The 20,152-nt window shown below is 66.6% G+C and carries 16 protein-coding genes and 1 pseudogene; 13 read left to right on the forward strand and 4 right to left on the reverse strand.

Features of this window, described 5'->3' with window-relative positions:
* Together AB839_RS15455 and zipA are read left to right on the forward strand one after the other, a co-directional pair.
* A pseudogene (locus AB839_RS15455) lies at positions 1–2,009 on the forward strand (chromosome segregation protein SMC); the annotation flags it as partial.
* A 46-nt stretch (positions 2,010–2,055) separates the two neighbouring features.
* On the forward strand, positions 2,056–2,796 hold the full coding sequence (gene zipA / locus AB839_RS15460; RefSeq protein ID WP_061480035.1) for a cell division protein ZipA: 741 nt from the start codon (positions 2,056–2,058) through the stop codon (positions 2,794–2,796).
* A gap of 93 nt (positions 2,797–2,889) precedes the next feature.
* Here zipA and AB839_RS15465 read toward each other — a convergent pair whose 3' ends face one another.
* A complete protein-coding gene (locus tag AB839_RS15465) occupies positions 2,890–4,014 on the reverse strand; it encodes a pyridoxal phosphate-dependent aminotransferase (RefSeq protein WP_061480036.1) in 1,125 nt (374 codons plus the stop codon).
* Positions 4,015–4,273: 259 nt separating this feature from the next.
* Here AB839_RS15465 and ligA point away from each other — a divergent pair, with 259 nt between their 5' ends.
* The 10 genes from ligA to AB839_RS21965 all read left to right on the forward strand — a co-directional run bounded on the left by ligA (position 4,274) and on the right by AB839_RS21965 (position 17,100).
* A complete protein-coding gene (gene ligA / locus AB839_RS15470; protein WP_061480037.1) occupies positions 4,274–6,739 on the forward strand; it encodes an NAD-dependent DNA ligase LigA in 2,466 nt (821 codons plus the stop codon).
* Between the two features lie 49 nt (positions 6,740–6,788).
* The gene (locus AB839_RS15475) at positions 6,789–7,274 is read left to right on the forward strand and encodes a GNAT family N-acetyltransferase (protein ID WP_061480038.1); all 486 of its coding nucleotides are present in this window, start codon (positions 6,789–6,791) and stop codon (positions 7,272–7,274) included.
* The gene (epmA, locus tag AB839_RS15480) at positions 7,271–8,227 is read left to right on the forward strand and encodes an EF-P lysine aminoacylase EpmA (RefSeq protein WP_061480039.1); all 957 of its coding nucleotides are present in this window, start codon (positions 7,271–7,273) and stop codon (positions 8,225–8,227) included. Before AB839_RS15475 ends, epmA begins: the two co-directional genes overlap by 4 nt.
* Positions 8,228–8,365: 138 nt before the next feature.
* On the forward strand, positions 8,366–9,094 hold the full coding sequence (locus AB839_RS15485) for a DUF3011 domain-containing protein (protein WP_061480040.1): 729 nt from the start codon (positions 8,366–8,368) through the stop codon (positions 9,092–9,094).
* Positions 9,095–9,141: 47 nt separating this feature from the next.
* Positions 9,142–10,206: an S-methyl-5-thioribose-1-phosphate isomerase gene (gene mtnA, locus AB839_RS15490; RefSeq protein ID WP_061480041.1), complete on the forward strand. Its 1,065-nt coding sequence runs from the start codon at positions 9,142–9,144 to the stop codon at positions 10,204–10,206.
* 261 nt (positions 10,207–10,467) lie between these two features.
* Entirely contained in the window at positions 10,468–13,182 is a 2,715-nt protein-coding gene (gene gyrA, locus AB839_RS15495; RefSeq protein WP_061480042.1) for a DNA gyrase subunit A, read from the forward strand.
* Between the two features lie 131 nt (positions 13,183–13,313).
* Positions 13,314–15,842 (forward strand): membrane-bound PQQ-dependent dehydrogenase, glucose/quinate/shikimate family, encoded by a 2,529-nt coding sequence (locus AB839_RS15500; protein ID WP_061480043.1) that lies wholly within the window; start codon positions 13,314–13,316, stop codon positions 15,840–15,842.
* 32 nt (positions 15,843–15,874) lie between these two features.
* Entirely contained in the window at positions 15,875–16,261 is a 387-nt protein-coding gene (locus AB839_RS21955) for a hypothetical protein (protein WP_241776793.1), read from the forward strand.
* Positions 16,262–16,342: 81 nt separating this feature from the next.
* Positions 16,343–16,768 carry a hypothetical protein gene (locus tag AB839_RS21960; RefSeq protein ID WP_241776794.1) on the forward strand — a complete coding sequence of 142 codons (426 nt, stop codon included), beginning with the start codon at positions 16,343–16,345 and terminating at the stop codon, positions 16,766–16,768.
* A 47-nt stretch (positions 16,769–16,815) separates the two neighbouring features.
* Entirely contained in the window at positions 16,816–17,100 is a 285-nt protein-coding gene (locus tag AB839_RS21965) for a hypothetical protein (protein ID WP_061480044.1), read from the forward strand.
* Positions 17,101–17,394: 294 nt separating this feature from the next.
* On the opposite strand, the gene AB839_RS15515 is transcribed toward AB839_RS21965, so the two are convergent.
* Together AB839_RS15515 and AB839_RS15520 are read right to left on the reverse strand one after the other, a co-directional pair.
* Positions 17,395–17,802, reverse strand: coding sequence for a DUF3037 domain-containing protein (locus AB839_RS15515; protein ID WP_061480045.1), 408 nt, complete (start codon positions 17,800–17,802; stop codon positions 17,395–17,397).
* Complete coding sequence (locus AB839_RS15520; RefSeq protein ID WP_061480046.1) at positions 17,780–18,556, reverse strand: HipA family kinase; 777 nt, start codon at positions 18,554–18,556, stop codon at positions 17,780–17,782. The genes AB839_RS15515 and AB839_RS15520 overlap by 23 nt, the downstream gene beginning before the upstream one ends.
* Positions 18,557–18,796: 240 nt before the next feature.
* On the opposite strand from AB839_RS15520, the gene AB839_RS15525 reads away from it, so the two are divergent.
* On the forward strand, positions 18,797–19,126 hold the full coding sequence (locus tag AB839_RS15525; RefSeq protein ID WP_061480047.1) for a hypothetical protein: 330 nt from the start codon (positions 18,797–18,799) through the stop codon (positions 19,124–19,126).
* 122 nt (positions 19,127–19,248) lie between these two features.
* Here AB839_RS15525 and AB839_RS15530 read toward each other — a convergent pair whose 3' ends face one another.
* On the reverse strand, positions 19,249–20,022 hold the full coding sequence (locus AB839_RS15530) for a DUF6602 domain-containing protein (protein ID WP_156476678.1): 774 nt from the start codon (positions 20,020–20,022) through the stop codon (positions 19,249–19,251).
* Between the last annotated feature and the right edge of the window lie 130 nt (positions 20,023–20,152).

The raw sequence follows: 20,152 nt of genomic DNA on the forward strand, positions 1-20,152 counted from the left end.
CCCTGCAGCAGGCCGCGCTGGGCCAGGAGCAGGGTGCAGCCGTGGCTTGGCTGAAGGCGCGCGGGCTGGATTCGGCGGCGCGCGTCGGCGAACGCCTGGACGTGGATGCCGGCTGGGAAAACGCGGTGGAAAGTGCGCTCGGCCAGCTGATCGAAGGCGTGCTGGTCGATGACCCGGCCAGCCTGGTCGGCGCGCTGGGCGAACTTGGCGAAGGCCACATTGCGCTGGTCGCCGACGATGCTGCTGAACTGAAGGTGGCGCCGACCTCGCTGGCGGCACGCGTGCGCGGCCCGGCAGCGATCCGTCGGCTGCTGGCGCACCTGCATGGTGCAAAGGACCTGTCCGAGGCGAAGGCCCTGCAGGCCAGCCTGCCGGAAGGCGATTCGATCATCACCCAGGGCGGCGAGCGGCTGGGCCAGGGCTGGCTGCGCGTGTCGCGCTCCGGTGCCGCCGAGCAGGGCGCGCTGCTGCGCGAGCGTGAAATCAACGAACTGCGTGAGCAGATCGAGCAGCTGCAGGACCGCGAGGCCGAGCTGGAAGAGCAGCTGAGCGGTTTCCGTGAGCAGCTGCAGGCGGCCGAGCAGCAGCGCGAGGATGCGCAGCGCGCGCTCTACCAGGCCCACCGCGCGGTGTCCGAGCTGGCCGGCCAGCTGCAGGGCCAGCAGGGCAAGGTGGAAGCGGCACGCACCCGCATCGACCGCATCGAGGGCGAGCTGAAGCAGTTGCAGGAAACGCTGGAAGCCAACAACGAGCAGGCGCGTGAAGCGCGCTCGCGGCTGGAGAGTGCGGTCAGCAGCATGGGCGACCTGGAATCGACCCGGCAGCGGCTGGAGGGCGAACGTCGGCAGTTGACCGAGGCCCGCGACCTGGCCCGCGATGCCGCCCGCGCGGTACGCGAGCGCGCGCATTCGCTGGCCCTGACCCTGGAATCGCAGCGTGCGCAGCTGGCCTCGTTGAGCCAGGCGCTGGAGCGCATGGGCACCCAGCGCGGGCAGCTGGACGCGCGGCTGGGCGAGCTGCATTCGCAGCTGGACGAAGGGGATTCGCCGGTCGAATCGCTGCAGGCCGAACACCAGAACGCGCTGGAAGAGCGCGTGCGCGCCGATCGCGTGCTGACCGAGGCACGCACGCTGCTTGACGGCATCGACGCCGAGCTGCGCAACTACGAGCAGACCCGCCACCAGCGCGACGAACAGGCGTTGGCCCAGCGCGAGCGCATTTCGCAGCGAAAGCTCGACCAGCAGGCCTTGGTGCTCAGCGCCGACACCCTGCAGGCGGCGGTGGAAAAGGCCGGCTTCGTGCTGCAGGACGTGCTCAATGCACTACCCGAGGACGCCCGCCTGGGCGACTGGGAGCAGGCCGTGCACCAGATCGACGCACGCATGCGCCGGCTGGAGCCGGTCAACCTGGCCGCCATCCACGAGTACGGCGAGGCTTCGCAGCGTTCGGACTACCTGGATTCGCAGCACGCCGACCTGACCACGGCGCTGGAAACACTTGAGGATGCCATCCGCAAGATCGATCGCGAGACCCGCGGGCGCTTCAAGGACACCTTCGACCGCGTCAACGCCGGCGTCCAGGCGCTGTATCCGCGCCTGTTCGGTGGTGGCCACGCCTACCTGGAACTGACCGGAGAAGACCTGCTCGACACGGGTGTGACCATCATGGCGCGCCCGCCGGGCAAGCGCGTGTCCAGCATCTCGCTGCTGTCCGGCGGCGAGAAGGCGATGACCGCAGTGGCGCTGGTGTTCGCCATCTTCCAGTTGAATCCCGCCCCGTTCTGCCTGCTGGACGAGGTGGACGCCCCGCTGGACGAAGCCAACGTCGGCCGCCTGGCCAACATGGTCAAGGAAATGAGCGAGAAGGTGCAGTTCCTGTTCGTCAGCCACAACAAGGCGACGATGGAGGCCGCGCACCAGCTGTCGGGCGTGACCATGCGTGAGCCGGGCGTCAGCCGCCTGGTCAGCGTGGACCTGGAAGAAGCGGCGCGATTGGCGGGCGCGGCCTGACGTGCCATCCTAGTTACCTGAATGAATTAGCCGGAGAACCTATCGAATGTCCGACACGGCACTGTTGCGCATCGGCATCCTGGCCGCCGGCCTGCTGTTGATCGCCGCGATCTTCCTGTTTGGCCGTCCGAAGAAGAAGCCCCAGGGCCGTCGCGTGGAGAACACGGAACCGGCCAGTGGCGAGCGCCGCGAACCGGTCCTGGGCGAGGACGGCGTCGTGGTGGCTGAGGGCCGCGTCGAACCGGGCATGCGCGGGGAAGGCGAGCAGGCCGAACTTGGCCTGGCCGACACTGACCCGGGCGCGGCCAACGACCTCGGCAAGCGCACTACCCAGGATTTCGACAAGATCGTCTCGCTGTTCGTGGCCGCCCGTGCCGGCGAGCAGCTGCGCGGCGAAGACATCGTGGTGGCGGCCGAGAAGACCGGCCTGGTATTCGGCCACATGAACGTGTTCCACCGCCTGGTGGAAGGCCACCCCGAGCGCGGCCCGATCTTCTCGATGGCCAGCATCATGAAGCCGGGCAGCTTCGACATGGCCAACATCCGTGCCATGGAAACCCCGGCCATCGCCTTCTTCCTGACCCTGCCGGCGCCGCTGACCGCGCTTGATGCCTGGGAGAAGATGCTGCCGACCGTGCAGCGCATGGCCGAGCTGCTCGATGGCGTGGTGCTGGACGACAGCCGCAATGCCTTGGGCCGCCAGCGCATCGCGCACATCCGCGACGAGCTGCGTGCCTACGACCGCCAGCACCAGGCACCGCCGCTGACCAAAACCCCGCGCTGGTAAAGCCTGTTGTGCCGGCCAACGGTCGGCACCCACCCCGGTAGATCCACGCCATGCGTGGATGGAGCGAACCAAGGTTCGCCCCCACCGACAGGGTCAGGCCGGTACGCCGGCCACCTTGGCGAACGCACGGCGGAATGCGGCCATCTCGTCTTCGGTGCCGACGGTCACGCGCACGCGCTGTGGCCAGATCGGCCAGCTGCGGCCAATGATCACGCCGTTGTCTGCCATCGCCTTGGCAAAAGCGGCACCGTCGCGCTGCACATCCACCACGAAGCAGTTCGCTTCCGACGGCACGCAGCTGAAGCCACGCTTGCCCAGCCACGCGATGGTGGTCTGCCGCACCTTGGAATTCTGCAGGCGCCGCTGCGCGATCAACTGGGGATCCTGCAGGCTGGCCAGTGCCGCGGCCAGTGCTGGCACGGGCAGCGGGTTGTCGCCCAGGCTGGCCAGTTCGCGCAGGCGGTCAGGGTGTGCGGCCGCCATGCCCAGGCGCAGGCCGGCCATGCCGTACAGCTTGGAGAACGTGCGCAGCACGATCAGGTCATCGCGCTGCGTCACCTGGGTGATCAGGCTCGGCTGCTCGCTGTACTGCAGGTAGGCCTCGTCGACCAGCACGCGGGTGGAGGCGGGCTTGTGGGCCAGCAGCCAGGCGAGCTCATCCGGTGGGCTGATCGAACCGGTCGGGTTGTTCGGATTGCACACGTACAGCAGCCCGGTCGGGCGTGCGTGCGCGGCGGCGACCATTGCACGCAGGTCATGCGCGCCGTCGTCGCGCAGCGGCACCTTCTGCACGTATGCACCGTGTGCGGCGGCGACCTCGCCCAGGGTCTCGAAGGTCGGGTCGGCCACCACCAGTCCCGCCTGCGGGCTGGTCCACAGCACGGCGGCGCGGTTCAGCGGTTCGCTGGAACCCGGATACAACCTCACGTGATCAGCCGGAATGCGTGCCTGTTCGATGAAGGCATCGCGCACCTGTCCGGCCAGGGCGAAGCGGTAGCGGCCGCAACCGGCGATGCTGTCGCGTGCCGCCTGCTGGGCTGCGGGCGAGGGGCCGTAGGGGCATTCGTTGAAATTCAGCAGCACCGCACCTTCGGCGGGGGCAGGAGCGGCGGCCGTCGCGGGTTGGGTATGGCCAAGCTGCGGCAGCCCGCTGCCAGCGACGGCGAGGCCAGCACCGGCCAGTTGCAGGAAGCGTCGACGGGAAGCAGGCAGGGTCACGGGCACGATTCCGAAGGGCAGACCGTCGCACGCTAGCGCTGGTTGCGGTGGGCGGCAAGCCCGCTTTTTGTAGTGCCGAGCCATGCTCGGCTGCAGCCGTGCCAACCAAGGTTGGCATCTGCCGGGGCGGGGAGAAGGTTGGCCACCAGGGCAGGGAGCGCCCGTCGAGCATGGCTCGGCGCTGCGAAGGGGGGGCATTACAGGGCCTGACGGCCGGGCGCGGTAGAATCCCCGGCCATCCCAGAACCACCGGATTCCGATGAGCTCCAGCCCCGCCGAACGCGCCGAAGATCTCCGCCGGCAGATCGCCCAGGCCAACCGCGCCTACCATGAGCTGGATGCCCCGGAGATCCCCGACATCGACTACGACCGGATGGTGCGCGAGCTGGAAGCACTGGAGCGCGAACATCCGGAACTGGCCCGGGCCGACAGCCCGACCCAGCAGGTCGGCGCGCGTCCCTCCGGCCGTTTCCCCGAAGTCCGCCATGCGGTGCCGATGTTGTCGCTGTCCAACGCCTTCAGAGATGAGGAAGTGGCGGATTTCGTACGCCGCATTGACGAACGCCTGGGCCGCCGCAGCCTGCAGTTCTCGGCCGAGCCGAAGATGGACGGCCTGGCGATCAGCCTGCGCTACGAGGATGGTCATTTCGTGCTCGGCGCGACCCGCGGCGATGGCAGCACCGGCGAGGACGTGACCGCCAACCTGCGCGAGATCGGCGATGTTCCCAAGCGGCTGCACGGCAAGGACTGGCCGGACGTGCTGGAGGTGCGCGGCGAGGTCTACATGGCGCGTGCCGATTTCGAGGCCTACAACGAACGTGCGCGCCTGCACGGCGGCAAGGTGCTGGCCAACCCGCGCAACGCGGCGGCTGGATCGCTGCGCCAGCTCGACCCGAAGATCAGTGCGCAGCGCAGGTTGAGCTTCTTCGCCTACGGTACCGGTGAAGTGCAGGGCGGCGAGCTGCCCGATACCCATTCGGGCACGCTGGCGCAGCTCGGCGCCTGGGGTTTCCCGGTCAGCGCGCTGTGCAAGGTGGTGGAAGGCACCGACGGCCTGCTCGGCTACTACCGCGATATCGGCGAGCGCCGCGACAGCCTGCCGTTCGATATCGATGGCGTGGTCTACAAGCTGGATGACCGTGCCGGCCAGCAGGCGATGGGCTTCGTCTCGCGCGCGCCACGCTGGGCCATCGCGCACAAGTTCCCTGCACAGGAACAGAGCACTACCGTGGAGGCGATCGAGATCCAGATCGGCCGCACCGGTGCGGCCACACCGGTCGCGCGCTTGGCACCGGTGGCCGTGGCTGGCGTGATCGTGTCCAACGCCACGCTGCACAACGCCGACCAGATCGCACGCCTCGACGTGCGCGTCGGCGACAGCGTGATCGTGCGCCGCGCCGGCGACGTGATCCCGGAAGTGGTCAGCGTCATCCTCGATCGCCGCCCGCAGGGCACCACGCCCTGGCAGATGCCGACGCGCTGCCCGGTGTGCGGCTCGGAGATCGTGCGCGAGGAAGGGGCGGCCGCATGGCGCTGCTCGGGCGAGCTGTCCTGCCCGGCGCAACGCAAGGAAGCCATCGCCCATTTCGCCTCTCGCCGCGCGATGGACATCGACGGCCTGGGCGACAAATACATTGAAACCCTGGTCGACGCTGGCATCGTCAAGAGCGTGGCCGACCTGTACCGGCTCACTCGTGACCAGCTGCTGCACCTGAAGCTGGTGCTGGACGCTGAAGATCCCTCGGCGCTGGCCGCCGCACTGAAGCTGCACCTGCCGGCCGAAGGCAGTGGCGCGGTGCTCAATGCAGTGCTCAGGCTGGACGGCAACGATCCGGGCTGGCGCGCGCAGGCGCTGGCGCAGCCGGCCCGCTTCGAATGGAACACGAAGAAGATCGCGACCAAGTGGGCCGACAACCTGATCGCGGCCATCGACGCCAGTCGTGCCGCCACGCTGGAACGGCTGCTGTTCGCGCTGGGCATCGAGCACGTGGGCGAGAGCACGGCCAAGGCGCTGGCGCAGTGGTTCGGTGACCTGGAACTGATCCGCCACCTGCCGTGGCCGTTGTTCAAGCGCGTGCCGGACATCGGTGGCGAAGTGGCGCGCTCGCTCGGCCACTTCTTCGAACAGCAGGGCAACCAGCAGGCCATCGATGACCTGCTGCAGGTCGGCCAGGTCCGCATCAGCGATGTGCACGCGCCCAGCGCCAGGCTGCGCGAGGGGCTGGACCTGGCGCAGCTGTTGGTCGAATCAGAGATTCCCGGCATCACCCGCCTGCGCGCGGAAAAACTGGTGGCCGCGTTGCCCGGTGCCCAGGCGGTGCTCGACGCCGAGCAAGGGCAGTTCGTCAACGCCGGGTTGCCCGACGACACCGCGCGTGGCCTGGCCCAGTGGCTGGACAGCGAGGGCCACGGCGCGATGCTGCTGGCGGCCGAGAAGGCGATGCAGCAGATCCTGGCCAAGGCACCGGCGCTGGCCGAGATCGTGGCCGGCCCGCTGGATGGGCAGACCGTGGTGCTGACCGGCACCCTGGCCCAGCTCACCCGCGATGCCGCCAAGGAGCGCCTGGAGGCCCTCGGTGCAAAGGTCTCCGGCAGCGTCTCGAAGAAGACCAGCTTCGTGGTCGCCGGTACCGAGGCCGGCTCCAAGTTGGACAAGGCGCAATCGCTGGGCGTGCCGGTATGGGACGAAGACCGCCTGCTGGCTTATCTGGCCGAACACGAATGATGACCCCGCCGGGTGCATGGCTCCCGGCATGAAACACAAAGGAACACCGATGCAGACCGCCCCGCTGGATTTCCGCCTGGCCACCCGTGCCGACGAGGAGCTGTTGATCGCGCTGATGCGCGAGTTCTACGCCGAAGACAGGATCGACTTCGATGACGGGCGCGTGCGTCGCGGCGTGGACGCGCTGCTGGCCGATCCGCGCAATGGCGAAGTGCTGTTGTGGCTGGACGAGGCGGGCGAGGTGGTCGGCTACGCGGTGATCGCGATGGGATTCAGCCTGGAGCAGGGCGGCCACTTCATGCTGCTGGACGAGCTGTACCTGAGCCATCGCGCGCGCGGTCGTGGCCGCGGCAAGCAGGCGCTGGCCATCTGCGAACAGCGCGCTCGTGGTCGTGGCGTCAGCCGCCTTCGCCTGGAAGTGAACCACCACAACGAACTGGCCCGACGCCTGTACCTGGCCAGCGGCTACATCGACGATACGCGCGATCTGCTGACCCTGCCGCTCGACCATCCGCGCCCGGAGGGCATCCTGTGAGCGAGGCCCTGCTGCGCGCGCTGCAGCAGCGCGCTGCGCTCAACGCGCTGGTGCGCCGCTTCTTTGCAGAGCGCGATGTGCTCGAGGTGGAGACGCCGATCCTGTCGGTCGCGGGCAACACCGAGCCGAACATCGACAGCTTCCATACCGACTTCACCGGGCATGTCGATGCCGGCGGACGCCGCCGCTGGCTGCGCACCTCGCCGGAGTATCCGCTCAAGCGCCTGCTGGCGGCCGGTGTGGGCGACTGCTACGAACTGGGTCGGGTATTCCGCAACGGTGAGGCCGGCGGCCGCCACAACCCGGAATTCACCATGCTGGAATGGTATCGGGTCGGTTGGGACCACCATCGGCTGGTACAGGAGACCGCCGAGCTGATCGGGCAGGCGCTGGCCCTGGTGGGACACCGTGCGACCCTGCGCGTGCTGAGTTACCGCGAGCTGTTCCAGCAGCACCTTGGCGTGGATCCGTTCGAGGCGGATGAGTCCACGCTGCGTGCCGCGTTGGGCGAGGTGCACATTGACCCGGTCGGATTGACCCGTGATGACTGGCTCGACCTGCTGATGACCCATCGTATCCAGCCGCATTTCGATGACGCGGTCATGACCGTGGTGCATGACTGGCCAGCCAGCCAGGCCGCGCTGGCACGCATCCGCGCCGGCACGCCGCCGCTGGCCGAGCGTTTCGAGCTGTACCTGGGTGCAGTGGAACTGGCCAACGGCTATCACGAACTGAACGACGCCGACGAGCAGCGCGCCCGCTTCCAGCGCGACCAGCAGCGCCGCCACGAACGTGGGCAGGTGCAGCCGCCACTGGATGAGGCGCTGCTGGCGGCGTTGCCGGCGTTGCCGGCCTGTGCCGGCGTTGCGCTGGGGATCGACCGCCTGCTGATGGCGATGAACCGCACACCCCGCATTGCAGATGTGTTGGCCTACGACTTCGCCCACGCGTGACCATCACGCGTTGCTGAACATCCCAGGCTGAACGAAACGCGGGTTCTGCGCGCTTGCGTCGGCAAGCGGGATGATGCTTTTATCACGGCCAATGCCGGACACTGGCATGCAGTTCATCCATTCCTGCTGGGGAAGGCTTTGGTCAAGTGGTTTGCGGTTGTCGCTGCACCGATGTACTCCATTGCGCTCTGGGGTGCCTGGCTGCCGTCGCCGGCGTCGGCCCAGCAGGTGGGCTACGACGATGAAGTGGTGACCTGCGAGTCCCGCGACATGGGCTGGGTGCACTGCGACATCGATGTGGCCAACGGCGTCGATCTGGTGCGCCAGCTGTCGAGCAACAGCTGCATCCGCGGCAGCGAGTGGGGCACCGACCGCAGCGGCGTGTGGGTCACCCTTGGCTGCCGCGCCGAATTCCGTGCGCGCCGTGCGCAGGGTGCGGCACCTGCGGCAACGGAAGGCAAGCGCCTGGTGCGCCGCGTGGTGCGCTGCGAATCCAATGGCCGTCCGCAGAGCTGCCCGGTGCGCCTGGATGGCGCCCCCGTGCGCCTGCTGCGCCAGCTGTCGGTGCTGCCATGCCGCGAGGGGCAGGGCTGGGGCTACAAGCGCAATGAGATCTGGACCAGCCGTGGTTGCCAGGGCGATTTCGAGGTGGCCGACGAGGATGGCCGCTTCGTCGATGTGCCGCGCCGCCTGACCTGCGAATCGAAGTCGAAGAAGCGGCGTTTCTGCGGCGCCAGCATCTCCGTTGGCGCGGTCGTTTCCGAGCAGCTATCGAGCACGCCCTGCGAGGAAGGCAGCACCTGGGGTTGGAACCGCAACGGGATCTGGGTGGACGGCGGCTGCCGCGCCGAATTCTCGGTGAATTGAGCCCGGGCGGGCTCCAACGCTGCCGGGCGTGGCCCTACAATGGGCCCATGAACACTGCCCCCGACATCGACTACGCCCGTTATGACCACATCCGCCCGATCCTGTGGACCGGCGATGCCCTGCAACTGCTGGACCAGCGCAAGCTGCCGTTCGTGGTCGAGCATGTGGTCTGCCACGACAGCGACGAGGTTGCCAGCGCCATCCATGCGTTGACCGTGCGCGGCGCGCCGGCGATCGGCATCGCCGCCGCCTGGGGCGTGGTGCTGGCCGCGCGCGAGGTGCAGGCCGCCGACGGTGCGCACGCCCTGCAGCAGCTGGAACCGGCACTGCAGCGCCTGAACGCATCGCGCCCCACTGCGGTCAATCTGGCCTGGGCGCTGGCGCGCATGCGCCGTTGCCTGCACGCCGCCGGCGCCGACTGGAAGGCACTGCTGGAGGCCGAAGCGCAGGCCATCGCCGAGGAAGACCTGGCCGCCAACCGCCACATGGGCGCACTGGGCGCTGGCTTGATCGAGGCCGGCAGCGGTGTGCTGACCCACTGCAATACCGGCTCGCTGGCCACCGCCGGCTTCGGTACCGCGCTGGGCGTCATTCGCGCCGGCATGGCCCAGCACCGCATTGCCCGCGTGTTCGCCGGCGAGACCCGGCCGTGGCTGCAGGGCGCGCGCCTGACCGTGTGGGAGCTGCAGCAGGACGGTATCGATGCCACCCTGATCGCCGACTCGGCGGCCTCGCACCTGATGAAGACCGGTGCCGTGCAGTGGGTGATCGTGGGCGCAGACCGCATCTGCGCCAATGGTGATACCGCCAACAAGATCGGCACCTACCAACTGGCCATTGCCGCGCGCCACCATGGCGTGAAGTTCATGGTGGTGGCGCCGTCCTCGACCGTGGACATGGAGACCGTGGACGGCAGTCAGATCGAGATCGAGCAGCGTGATCCGGGCGAACTGTACGGCGTGGGCGGTACCCGCACCGTGGCCGAGGGCATTGCCGCCTGGAACCCGGTGTTCGACGTCACCCCGGGCGAGCTGATCGACGCCATCGTGACCGAGCGCGGGGTGATCCTGAACCCGACCGCCGAGAACATGCGCGCCGCCTTCGGCGGCTGAGGCGGGCAGGACCGCGGACGTCTGTAGAGCCGAGCCCATGCTCGGCTGAGCCAGCGAATCCGCCGCAGCCGAGCATGGGCTCGGCTCTACAGGGGCGGTATGGGGCCCTAAGTTCCTGATTTGTGCCGGTAAAATCCCCGTAAAGGCAGGCGGAAAACAGCCCGTTGTGGTAGTATCCACAGGTTGAATCGAGGTTCCGGCGCGACCCCCTCCCGCAGAGGGCTGCGCCGGACTGGACCGCTACCAGACAACGGAACCCGAATGGCAGAAACCGCCAAGGAAATCATCCAGGTCAACCTGGAAGACGAGATGCGCAAGAGCTACCTCGATTACGCCATGAGCGTGATCGTGGGCCGCGCGCTGCCGGATGCGCGCGACGGCCTCAAGCCGGTGCATCGTCGCGTGCTGTACGCGATGAATGAACTCAACGCGCACAGCAACAAGCCCTACTTCAAGTCGGCGCGTATCGTCGGTGACGTCATCGGTAAGTACCACCCGCATGGCGATCAGTCGGTGTACGACACGCTGGTGCGCCTGGCACAGCCGTTCTCGCTGCGCTACATGCTGGTCGACGGCCAGGGTAACTTTGGTTCGATCGACGGCGACTCCGCCGCGGCGATGCGATACACCGAGGCGCGCATGTCGCGCCTGGCGCATGAGCTGATGGCCGATATCGACAAGGAAACCGTCGATTTCCAGCCCAACTACGACGAAAAGGAACTGGAGCCGACGGTCATGCCGACCCGGTTCCCGAACCTGCTGGTCAATGGTTCGGCCGGTATCGCGGTGGGCATGGCGACCAACATCCCGCCGCACAACCTGAGCGAATCGATCAACGCCTGCATTGCGCTGATCGACAACCCGGAGATCGACGTCGACGGCCTGATGGAGTACATCCCGGGCCCGGATTTCCCGACCGCCGGCATCATCAACGGCACCGCCGGCATCGTCGCCGGCTACCGCACCGGCCGTGGCCGCGTGCGTATCCGTGCAAAGGCCGACATCGAAGTGGCCGATAACGGCCGCGAGTCGATCATCGTCACTGAAATTCCTTACCAGGTGAACAAGGCGCGTCTGATCGAGAAGATCGCCGAGCTGGTCAAGGAAAAGAAGATCGAAGGCATCAGCGAGCTGCGCGATGAGTCCGACAAGGACGGCATGCGCATCTACATCGAGATCAAGCGCGGCGAATCTGCCGAGGTTGTGCTGAACAACCTGTACCAGCAGACGCAGATGGAATCGGTGTTCGGCATCAACATGGTGGCGCTGGTCGATGGCCGCCCGCAGTTGATGAACCTCAAGCAGATGCTGGAGGCGTTCGTCCGCCACCGTCGCGAAGTGGTCACCCGCCGCACCGTGTTCGAGCTGCGCAAGGCGCGCGCCCGTGCCCACGTGCTGGAAGGCCTGACCGTTGCGCTGGCCAACATCGACGAGATGATCGAACTGATCAAGACCTCGCCGAACCCGAACGAAGCCCGCGAGCGCATGCTGGCGCGCGTGTGGGAGCCGGGCCTGGTCGGTGCGATGCTGGGTGCCGCCGGTGCCGAAGCCTCGCGCCCGGAAGACCTGCCCAAGGGCGTCGGCCTGGTCGAGGGCGGCTACCAGCTGACCGAGATCCAGGCCACCCAGATCCTGGAAATGCGCCTGCACCGCCTGACCGGGCTGGAGCAGGACCGCCTGACCGACGAGTACAAGCAGCTGCTGGAAGTGATCGCCGGGCTGATCCACATCCTGGAAGATCCCGACCGCCTGCTGCAGGTGATCCGCGAGGAGCTGGTCAACGTCAAGGCCGAGTTCGGCGACGAACGTCGCACCGAAATCCGCCACAGCGAAGAAGACCTGGACATCCTCGACCTGATCGCGCCGGAAGACGTGGTGGTCACCGTGTCGCATGCCGGCTACGTGAAGCGCCAGCCGGTCAGCGTGTACCGCGCGCAGCGCCGCGGCGGCCGTGGTCGCAGTGCGGCGGCGACCAAGGAAGAGGATTTCATCGAACAGCTGTGGCTGGTCAACACGCACGATACGCTGCTGACGTTCACCAGTTCGGGCAAGGTGTTCTGGTTGCCGGTCTACCAGCTGCCGGAAGCGGGCTCCAACGCCCGCGGCCGTCCGATCATCAACTGGATTCCGCTGGAACCCGGCGAACGCGTGCAGGCCGTGCTGCCGGTGCGCGAGTACGCCGATGGCCAGTTCGTGTTCTTCGCCACGAAGAACGGTACGGTCAAGAAGACCCCGCTGGGCGAGTTCGCCTTCCGCCTTGCCCGCGGCAAGATCGCGATCAACCTCGATGAGGGCGATGCCCTGGTCGGCGTCGGCCTGACCGATGGCCAGCGCGACATCCTGCTGTTCGCCTCCAACGGCAAGACCGTGCGCTTCGGCGAGGACAAAGTCCGCTCGATGGGCCGTACCGCCACCGGCGTGCGTGGCATCAGGATGCCGGCCGGCGAGGAAGTGGTCAGCCTGATCGTGGCCGAAAGTGCCGGTGGCATCGAGGACGAGAACGAGGACGACAACGGTGTCGAGGAGGCCGCCGCCACGGGCGATGCGGTGATTGACGGTGCCGATGACAGCAGCGTGCAGTACATCCTCACCGCCACCGAGAACGGCTACGGCAAGCGCACCCCGCTGCCGGACTACCCGCGCAAGGGCCGTGGCACGCAGGGCGTGATCGGCATCCAGACCACCGAGCGCAACGGCAAGCTGGTCGCCGCAGTGCTGATGGGCTCCCGCGACGAAGTCCTGCTGATCTCCGACGGCGGTACGCTGGTGCGTACGCGTGGCTCGGAAATCAGCCGCGTCGGCCGCAACACCCAGGGCGTGACCCTGATCCGCCTGTCCAAGGACGAGAAGCTGCAGGCGGTGGAGCGCATGGATGCCTCGATCGACGAGGACGAGGACGAGGTGGCTGCCGCCGCCCCGGCCACGACCGACGGCGCACCGGCTGCTACCAGCAGCGAGGACGCCGCGCAGGAGTGATCCTGCCGCGAGCCTGAGGTACCCGACGACGCCGGCCCTGTGCCGGCGTCGTCGTATCCGGATGCCACGCATACGCGCGCGCTTCACGCAGGCGGTGGGATAACGGCGCATGCTGCCCCCGGAGATCGACGATGTCCGCCACGCCGCAGTCCGCTCCTGCTCCCGTCCGCGCCTCCCGGCATCCTCTCGTTACCGTGCTGTCGCTGCTGCTGGTCGTGCTCGGCCTGGTCATCGGCGGGCTCGGCGCGTGGCTGCTCAGCCTGGGCGGGTCGGGGTACTACGCCATCGCCGGGGCCGGCCTTCTGGCCAGTGGCCTGTTGTTGTTCGGCAATCGCCGCAGCGGCGCGCTGCTGTATGCGCTGGTGTTCGTCGGCACGTTGCTGTGGACCTGGTGGGAATCGGGCAACGACTACTGGCGCTGGGTGCCGCGGCTGGGCCTGGTGACCGCGCTCGGCATCGTGCTGGCGCTGCTCGCGCCGACCCTTCGCGAACCGGTTTCAAAGCGCCTGTCGCGCAGCGTGGCGGGCGTCCTGATGCTGGTGTTCGTCGCTGCCTTCGGGTTGGCGTTCGCACCGCATGGTGAAGTGGACGGGCACCAGCCGTTCCCGGAAGGCGCAGTCAGTGCCGGGCTGGAACCCACGCGGGATACCACCGGCCTGCAACCGGCCGACCAGCCTGCCGAGGGAGACTGGCCGGCGTGGGGCCGCAGCAATGCTGCCACCCGTTATTCGCCGCTGCAGCAGATCACCCCGGCCAACGTGGGCACGTTGCAGCTGGCCTGGCAGTTCCGCACCGGTGACCTGCCGAAGAAGCGCTGGGGTGCGGAAACCACGCCGCTGAAGATCGGCGACCGCCTGTACCTGTGCACTGCCCGTAACCGCCTGATCGCGCTCGACGCCGCCAGTGGCAAGGAAGTGTGGCGCTTCGATCCGAAGGTGAAGGACGCCTCGATCCCGTACACCGCCGCCTGCCGTGGTGTGAGCTACTACGAGCAACCGGCAACGCCGATCCTGGCCGATGCCACCCTGGCCGATGCCGCGGCCGATCTGGTGTTGCCCGAGCCGCCACCCAGCGTGAGCCGCAGCGCTGGACCGGGCAGTCGTCCGGCGTGCTGGGCTCGCATCATCGAAGGCACGCTGGACGGGCGCATCATTGCAGTGGATGCAGATAGCGGCCGTCCCTGCGCGAATTTCGGCAACAACGGCCAGGTCGACATCACCCTCGGTATGGGTGAGGTGCCACCAGGCTACGTGTCGATCACCTCGCCCCCGGCCATCGTGCGCGGCGTGATCGTCACCGGCCACCAGGTGCTGGATGGTCAGCGCCGCGACGCGCCATCGGGCGTGATCCAGGCTTACGACGCGATCACCGGCAAGCTGCGCTGGGCGTGGGACATGGACCAGCCCGAGCGCAGCGGCCTGCCGCCGCATGGGCAGACCTACACGCGCGGCACGCCGAACATGTGGACCACCGCGACCGGTGATGAGGCGCTGGGGCTGGTCTATCTGCCGCTGGGCAATTCTGCGGGCGACTACTGGAGTGGCTCGCGTACGGAAAACCAGAACCGCTATGCGACGTCGCTGGTGGCGATCGATGTGGCCACTGGCAAGCCGGCCTGGCATTTCCAGGCCGTGCGCAAGGACGTGTGGGACTACGACCTGGGTTCTCAGGCCAGCCTGGTCGATTACCCGACGGCGGCAGGCAAGGTGCCGGCGATCCTGCTGCCGACCAAGCAGGGTGATCTCTACATCCTCGATCGCCGCAACGGCCAGCTGCTGACCGCTGCCGAAGAGCGCAGGGTGCCGGTCGGCGGCGTCGAACCCGAGCAGCGTTCACCCACCCAGCTGTTTTCGCTGTATCACACGCTGCGCCGCGAACATGACCTGACCGAGCGCGACATGTGGGGCATCACCCCGATCGACCAGCTGATCTGCCGCATCCAGTTCCGCAAGGCCTACTACGAAGGCTTCTACACGCCGCCGAGCAGTGATCGCCATTCCATCGAGTATCCCGGCTACAACGGCGGCTCGGACTGGGGCAGCGTGTCCATCGACACGCGACGCGGCGTGATCGTGGCCAACTACAACGACATGCCCAACTACAACCGGCTGGTGCCACGTGCCGAAGCCGACCGCCTGGGCTGGCTGCCGCGCGAGAAGATCCGTGCCGACAGGGGCGGTGGCGAGGGGGCCGGCGATCCGCAGGTGGGAACGCCGTATGGTATCCAGGTCAACGCTGGCTGGCGGCTGCCGTTCACGGGTCTGCTGTGCAAGCAGCCTCCCTACGGCGGCATCCGCGCCATCGACCTGCGCACCGGCAAGCTGTTGTGGGATCGTCCGTTTGGCAGTGCGCGCGGCAATGGGCCGTTCGGCATCCGTTCCGGCCTGCCGATCGAGATCGGCACGCCGAACAACGGCGGTTCGGTGGTGACCGCCAGCGGGCTGATCTTCATCGCGGCCGCCACCGATGACCTGCTGCGCGCCATCGACCTGAAGACCGGCAAGGAGCTTTGGCATGCCAAGCTGCCCGCGGGCGGGCAGGCTACGCCGATGGTGTATGAACAGGACGGACGCCAGTTCGTGGTGATCATGGCCGGCGGCCACCATTTCATGGAAACCCCGAACGGCGATTACGTGATGGCGTTTGCGCTGCCGAAATAGCGGTTGCCGGCCTGAATATGGGCGACGGGGCCGTGACCGATGTCGCTGAAGTTGCGCTGGCGACCGGGCAGCATCCATCATCGGAACAGGACGGGGCCGGCCAACGCCCCCAGGGAAGGAAACGCATGCTGGACTCTGAACGCCTATCCGGGCGTGCCACCCGGTTGCTTGCAGGACTGCTTCTGCTTGGCCCCTGTCTATGGGCAAGCGCTCAGGCGCAGCCCCAGCCCGCCGCACGCAAGGTGCCCAGTGGTGCCGAACTGATTGCCGGCGATGCACGCTTTCTGAGCCGTGCGTATGCGCCCTGCATGGCGGCTGCGGGCACCGCACTGGAGGCCCGTCGTCGTTGTGTCGACGCTGAATTCAAGGTGCACGACGATGCGTTCAACGCCGCCTACAGTGCGGCGGCTCCACACTGACCGCCAGTGATCAGCAGGTGCTGCGCGATCTGCAGCGGCAATGGCTGCACCAGCGCGACAATCGTTGCCCGGAGCATGGGCGTGACCCGTGGCGGGCGCAACGTGGCGGTCACGGACGTGCAGCCGCGCCTGACCCGCGCTGGCGCCGATGCCCAGGGTGCGGCGGCCGTGCTGCTGACCGTTTCGGATTTCAATGGCGATGGCGTGCCGGACCTGCAGGTGTGGCAGGACAACAACGGTGTCTACAACGTTCCGGTGCATGCGTTCTACCTGTTCGACGCCAAGGTCAACCGCTATGTGCGTGCCAAGGCATTGGAAGCGGCCATCGGCGGGCGCGACATCGACCATATCGACAATGGGCGGTTTGTGCTGCGCGCGAAGGTCAGCCCGTGCGCGCGCGAGGACAAGGTCATCCAGCTGCGCGGAACCGGGCCACGCACACTGCTGCAGCGCCGCTATGACAGCTGCAGGGGCGAGGCCCCTACCGAATCGGACCTGCTGAAGTAGGTCTTCCCCCGACGAATGGATGCGTTCCGGAACTGGAGAGCTGAAGGATGAGCGAAGGCTATGGAAAAGGTGGGTCGGGCTTCGGCCTGACCCGGGACCAGTCGGTCGAGATGATCGTGCGTACCTGCATCGACAACGGTATTACCGACCACCGGCAGATTGCCTATGTGCTGGCCACAGCGCAGCACGAATCGCGTGATTTCGCCGCGCCCGAGGAAGCGGTGCGGTACCAGATCGGCATGGGCGTGGAATCGCTGCCGCATGAGCGGAGCGAATGGCATCGCATCGAGGCGTTCGCCGTCACGGTCGAGGTGTTGCGGCAGCGTCCCTAGCGTGGATGCAGCTGGGGTGACGACCGTCATGGACCTGGCCAATCTGCAGCAGGTGAAGCGGTTCCAGATCGTGGGCGCTGAAACGCCGGACAAGATGAAGCTCGCCCAGGCCTGCAAAGCGGAGCGCTGGTCTCACCTGCATTGCTGCAGCAGGCCACCACGGCGCAGAACAACAAGGGCTGGTATGGCTTGGTTTCGTGGTGCAGGGCGAGGGTAGGGAGCACCGGTACGGCCACGAAGACGGTGCGCCTGCTTCCCGCGAACGGCAGTCGACCAGCGGTCGACTCTACCCAATCAATGTTGCTCGGTTGGTGCCGGTACCCGCACCATCTTCGTCATCAAGTGTTCCACCACACCCGCCGGGTCCGCAGTGCGGCCGACATGCGTGCTCGACATCTGCACAACCGAGCTGCGCTTGGCGGTGAGGAAATGAAAGCGGGCGCGCGCGGGCAGCTGTGCGATGGGTCCGGCGCTGGCGTCGCCACGGCAGATGGCCACGATCGCATCCAGCCACGGTTGCAACGCATCCTGATCAAGCGCTGGAGCGAACGCGTGCAGGCGTGCCGGATCGATCTCGATGGCCGCTTCCAGATGGCGCGCGCCGGGGCAGGAGACGATCACTCCGACGTTGATGAACTCCTCGCGTTCCACCCGCGGTACCACGCGGATGACCGCATAGTCATACGTGTGCAGCGTGGGCACGGACGGCCTCCTGCACGAACACTGCACGCACTTTCAAGCGGTGCTTGAGATAGTTGATATAGCCCTGGCGATAGGCCTGTGGGCTGTCGAACGCCGGTTCGTCCACCAGCCAGCTGTCCGGCACCAGGCCAACGATGCGCTCGATTTCGGCATCGGTCAGGCGCGCGGCCAGCTCGGCATCCACCGCGGCGATGCGGCTGGCGAACGACAGCAGCACATGGTCGCGGATCAGCACGAACGGCTTTTCGCAGGCATCCCCGGCGTTGGCCCAGTCGTGGTGGAAGTACATGGCCGCACCGTGATCGATCAGGTACAGCTTTCGATGCCACACCATCAGGTTGGGATTGCGCGTGGTGCGATCGACATTGCTGGTGAACGCATCGAACCAGACGATGCGCGAGGCCAGGTCTGCATCGACCGGCATCGCCGCCGGATCGTAATTGATCGCACCGGGCAGGTAATCCAGGCCCAGGTTCAGGCCCTCGCTGGCGCGGATCAGCTCCTGGATCTCCGGGTCGGGCTCGGTGCGGGCGAACTCACGATCCAGCTCGACGAACAGGATTTCCGGAATCGGCAGGCCCAGCGTGCGTGCCATTTCGCCGGCGATCAGTTCGGCAATCAGTGCTTTCGGGCCCTGGCCGGCGCCGCGGAACTTCAGCACGGCCATGCCGTCGTCGTCGGTCTCGACCACGGCGGGCAGGGAGCCACCTTCCCGTAACGGGGTGATGTAGCGGAGGGCATGTACGGTGCGCATGGGCGCATTCTAGCGTGGTGCAGGTGCACTCCCCCCTGATCGCCGAGGACCGAGTTCGGCCTTCACCTGTCCCTTCCGCCTGCAATGGCAGCATCTTGCTCCAGGAACCCTTGGGTTCATGGGCGCACTGGCACTCTCGATGCCGAGGCTTCGGGCTGGGCACCTGCTCGGCTGCCAGCGACGCGCACTGCGAAGCGGAAACCTCATCCACGATGTCCAGCAGGCTACGGAGGTGCACCGATGAGCGATGAATTCACTCCCATGCTGCCGCCCTTGGACGATGCCAAGGTCGAGGAAATGATCGGCAAGGTGGTGCTGGTGGGCGTCACCCGCTATGGCGGTGACGGCCAGGTGCAGGGGCTGGAACAATACGCCGGTACGGTGCTGCGCATCAGCGCCGACGAAGGCGTGGTGCTGGCGGACGAGAATGACGGCCATGAGCGCTATCTGCCGCCGATGCTCGACCAGTACCTGCCCGCCGAGCCCGGCGAGTACCGCATGCGGAACAGTGGCATGATCGTGGTCGACCCCGATTACCTGACTGCCTGGGACCTGCACGCCCAGCAGTGACGACAGACCACGCCTGGCAGATGCCGGCCGCTCTTCGCGGCGGCAGCTGCCAGTGCGACACTTTGCCAAGTTATCCTGCTAATGATTTCGGCCCATTCAGGATAGTCATTACGCGGCTGGTCTTAAGGGTCTCGCTCCTCCACAGAGGAGTCCAATAGGTACTGCTCCCACTTCACATCTCGAACTGAGTATGAAGATGTAACGACCGTCATGGCTGACAGGAATCTAGCGAGACCCTCACCGGGATCATCAAATATTAGATAGTCATCGCCAAGAGTTCTTTCTGAAAAGATGCCTTCATTCCGAAGAAGCATACCCTTGGTTAGGTCTAGATAGATGTCCGGCTTCTTCGCTTCAGGAAAACTGGTGAGAGCATTTGATATGTCCTGAAGAATCGATCCACCGTAGCCTACGACGCAGTGCAGGATTCGATGCATGGGCCAGTCCAGTACACCCAACTTCGTGCCCCCGAAGCTTGTCGGCTCCAAGCACTTGACGCTTGCGATGTTCTCTGAGATTCCAAGTAGAACGGACGTGGTTACACTTGTTTTCACTTCGATCGTCGCAACGACTCCCTCGTGAAAAATTAGGTCGTGGCCGCTGTTGAAGCGAAGCCTCGGCATGGACTTCAGCATCAGAACGATATCTTGCTGGCGTGACCGTCTTCCTTGCGAGTCAATGATGACGCCGCTCACAGCACTGGTCATTTCAGGGATGTGTGATTCGAGAAAGTCATGAATCAGTCTTTCGCGAACGGTTCCCGCAGTGGCAGAGTGCCCGATCACTTTGCTCATCTCGTATTGAGAGACTAGTGATTTGAGGGCGCTTCGGCAGTATTGAAGATAGGGGGGGGCTTTGGAGGTTCCCATGTCAAGCGCCGGATGGAGGGAGTTCATGATAGTTGAGCGCCAAGTGATGGCGTGGCGGCCTCCACTTTGCCCCATCCGGCCACTAGCCCTTCCGGCCCATTCACGACAACCCCTGCGGTGCTAGATTCGGGCCCTTGCCCGTCCTCGGGCGCCCATT

It is taken from the genome of Stenotrophomonas sp. DDT-1, assembly GCF_001580555.1.
Classification (GTDB): domain Bacteria; phylum Pseudomonadota; class Gammaproteobacteria; order Xanthomonadales; family Xanthomonadaceae; genus Stenotrophomonas; species Stenotrophomonas sepilia.

Coding starts and splice junctions, on each gene's coding strand:
- zipA (WP_061480035.1), top strand. CDS start 2,056: ATGTCCGACACGGCACTGTTGCGCATCGGCATCCTGGCCGCCGGCCTG.
- ligA (WP_061480037.1), top strand. CDS start 4,274: ATGAGCTCCAGCCCCGCCGAACGCGCCGAAGATCTCCGCCGGCAGATC.
- AB839_RS15475 (WP_061480038.1), top strand. CDS start 6,789: ATGCAGACCGCCCCGCTGGATTTCCGCCTGGCCACCCGTGCCGACGAG.
- mtnA (WP_061480041.1), top strand. CDS start 9,142: ATGAACACTGCCCCCGACATCGACTACGCCCGTTATGACCACATCCGC.
- gyrA (WP_061480042.1), top strand. CDS start 10,468: ATGGCAGAAACCGCCAAGGAAATCATCCAGGTCAACCTGGAAGACGAG.
- AB839_RS15500 (WP_061480043.1), top strand. CDS start 13,314: ATGTCCGCCACGCCGCAGTCCGCTCCTGCTCCCGTCCGCGCCTCCCGG.
- AB839_RS21965 (WP_061480044.1), top strand. CDS start 16,816: ATGAGCGAAGGCTATGGAAAAGGTGGGTCGGGCTTCGGCCTGACCCGG.
- AB839_RS15520 (WP_061480046.1), bottom strand. CDS start 18,556: ATGCGCACCGTACATGCCCTCCGCTACATCACCCCGTTACGGGAAGGT.
- AB839_RS15525 (WP_061480047.1), top strand. CDS start 18,797: ATGAGCGATGAATTCACTCCCATGCTGCCGCCCTTGGACGATGCCAAG.
- AB839_RS15530 (WP_156476678.1), bottom strand. CDS start 20,022: ATGAACTCCCTCCATCCGGCGCTTGACATGGGAACCTCCAAAGCCCCC.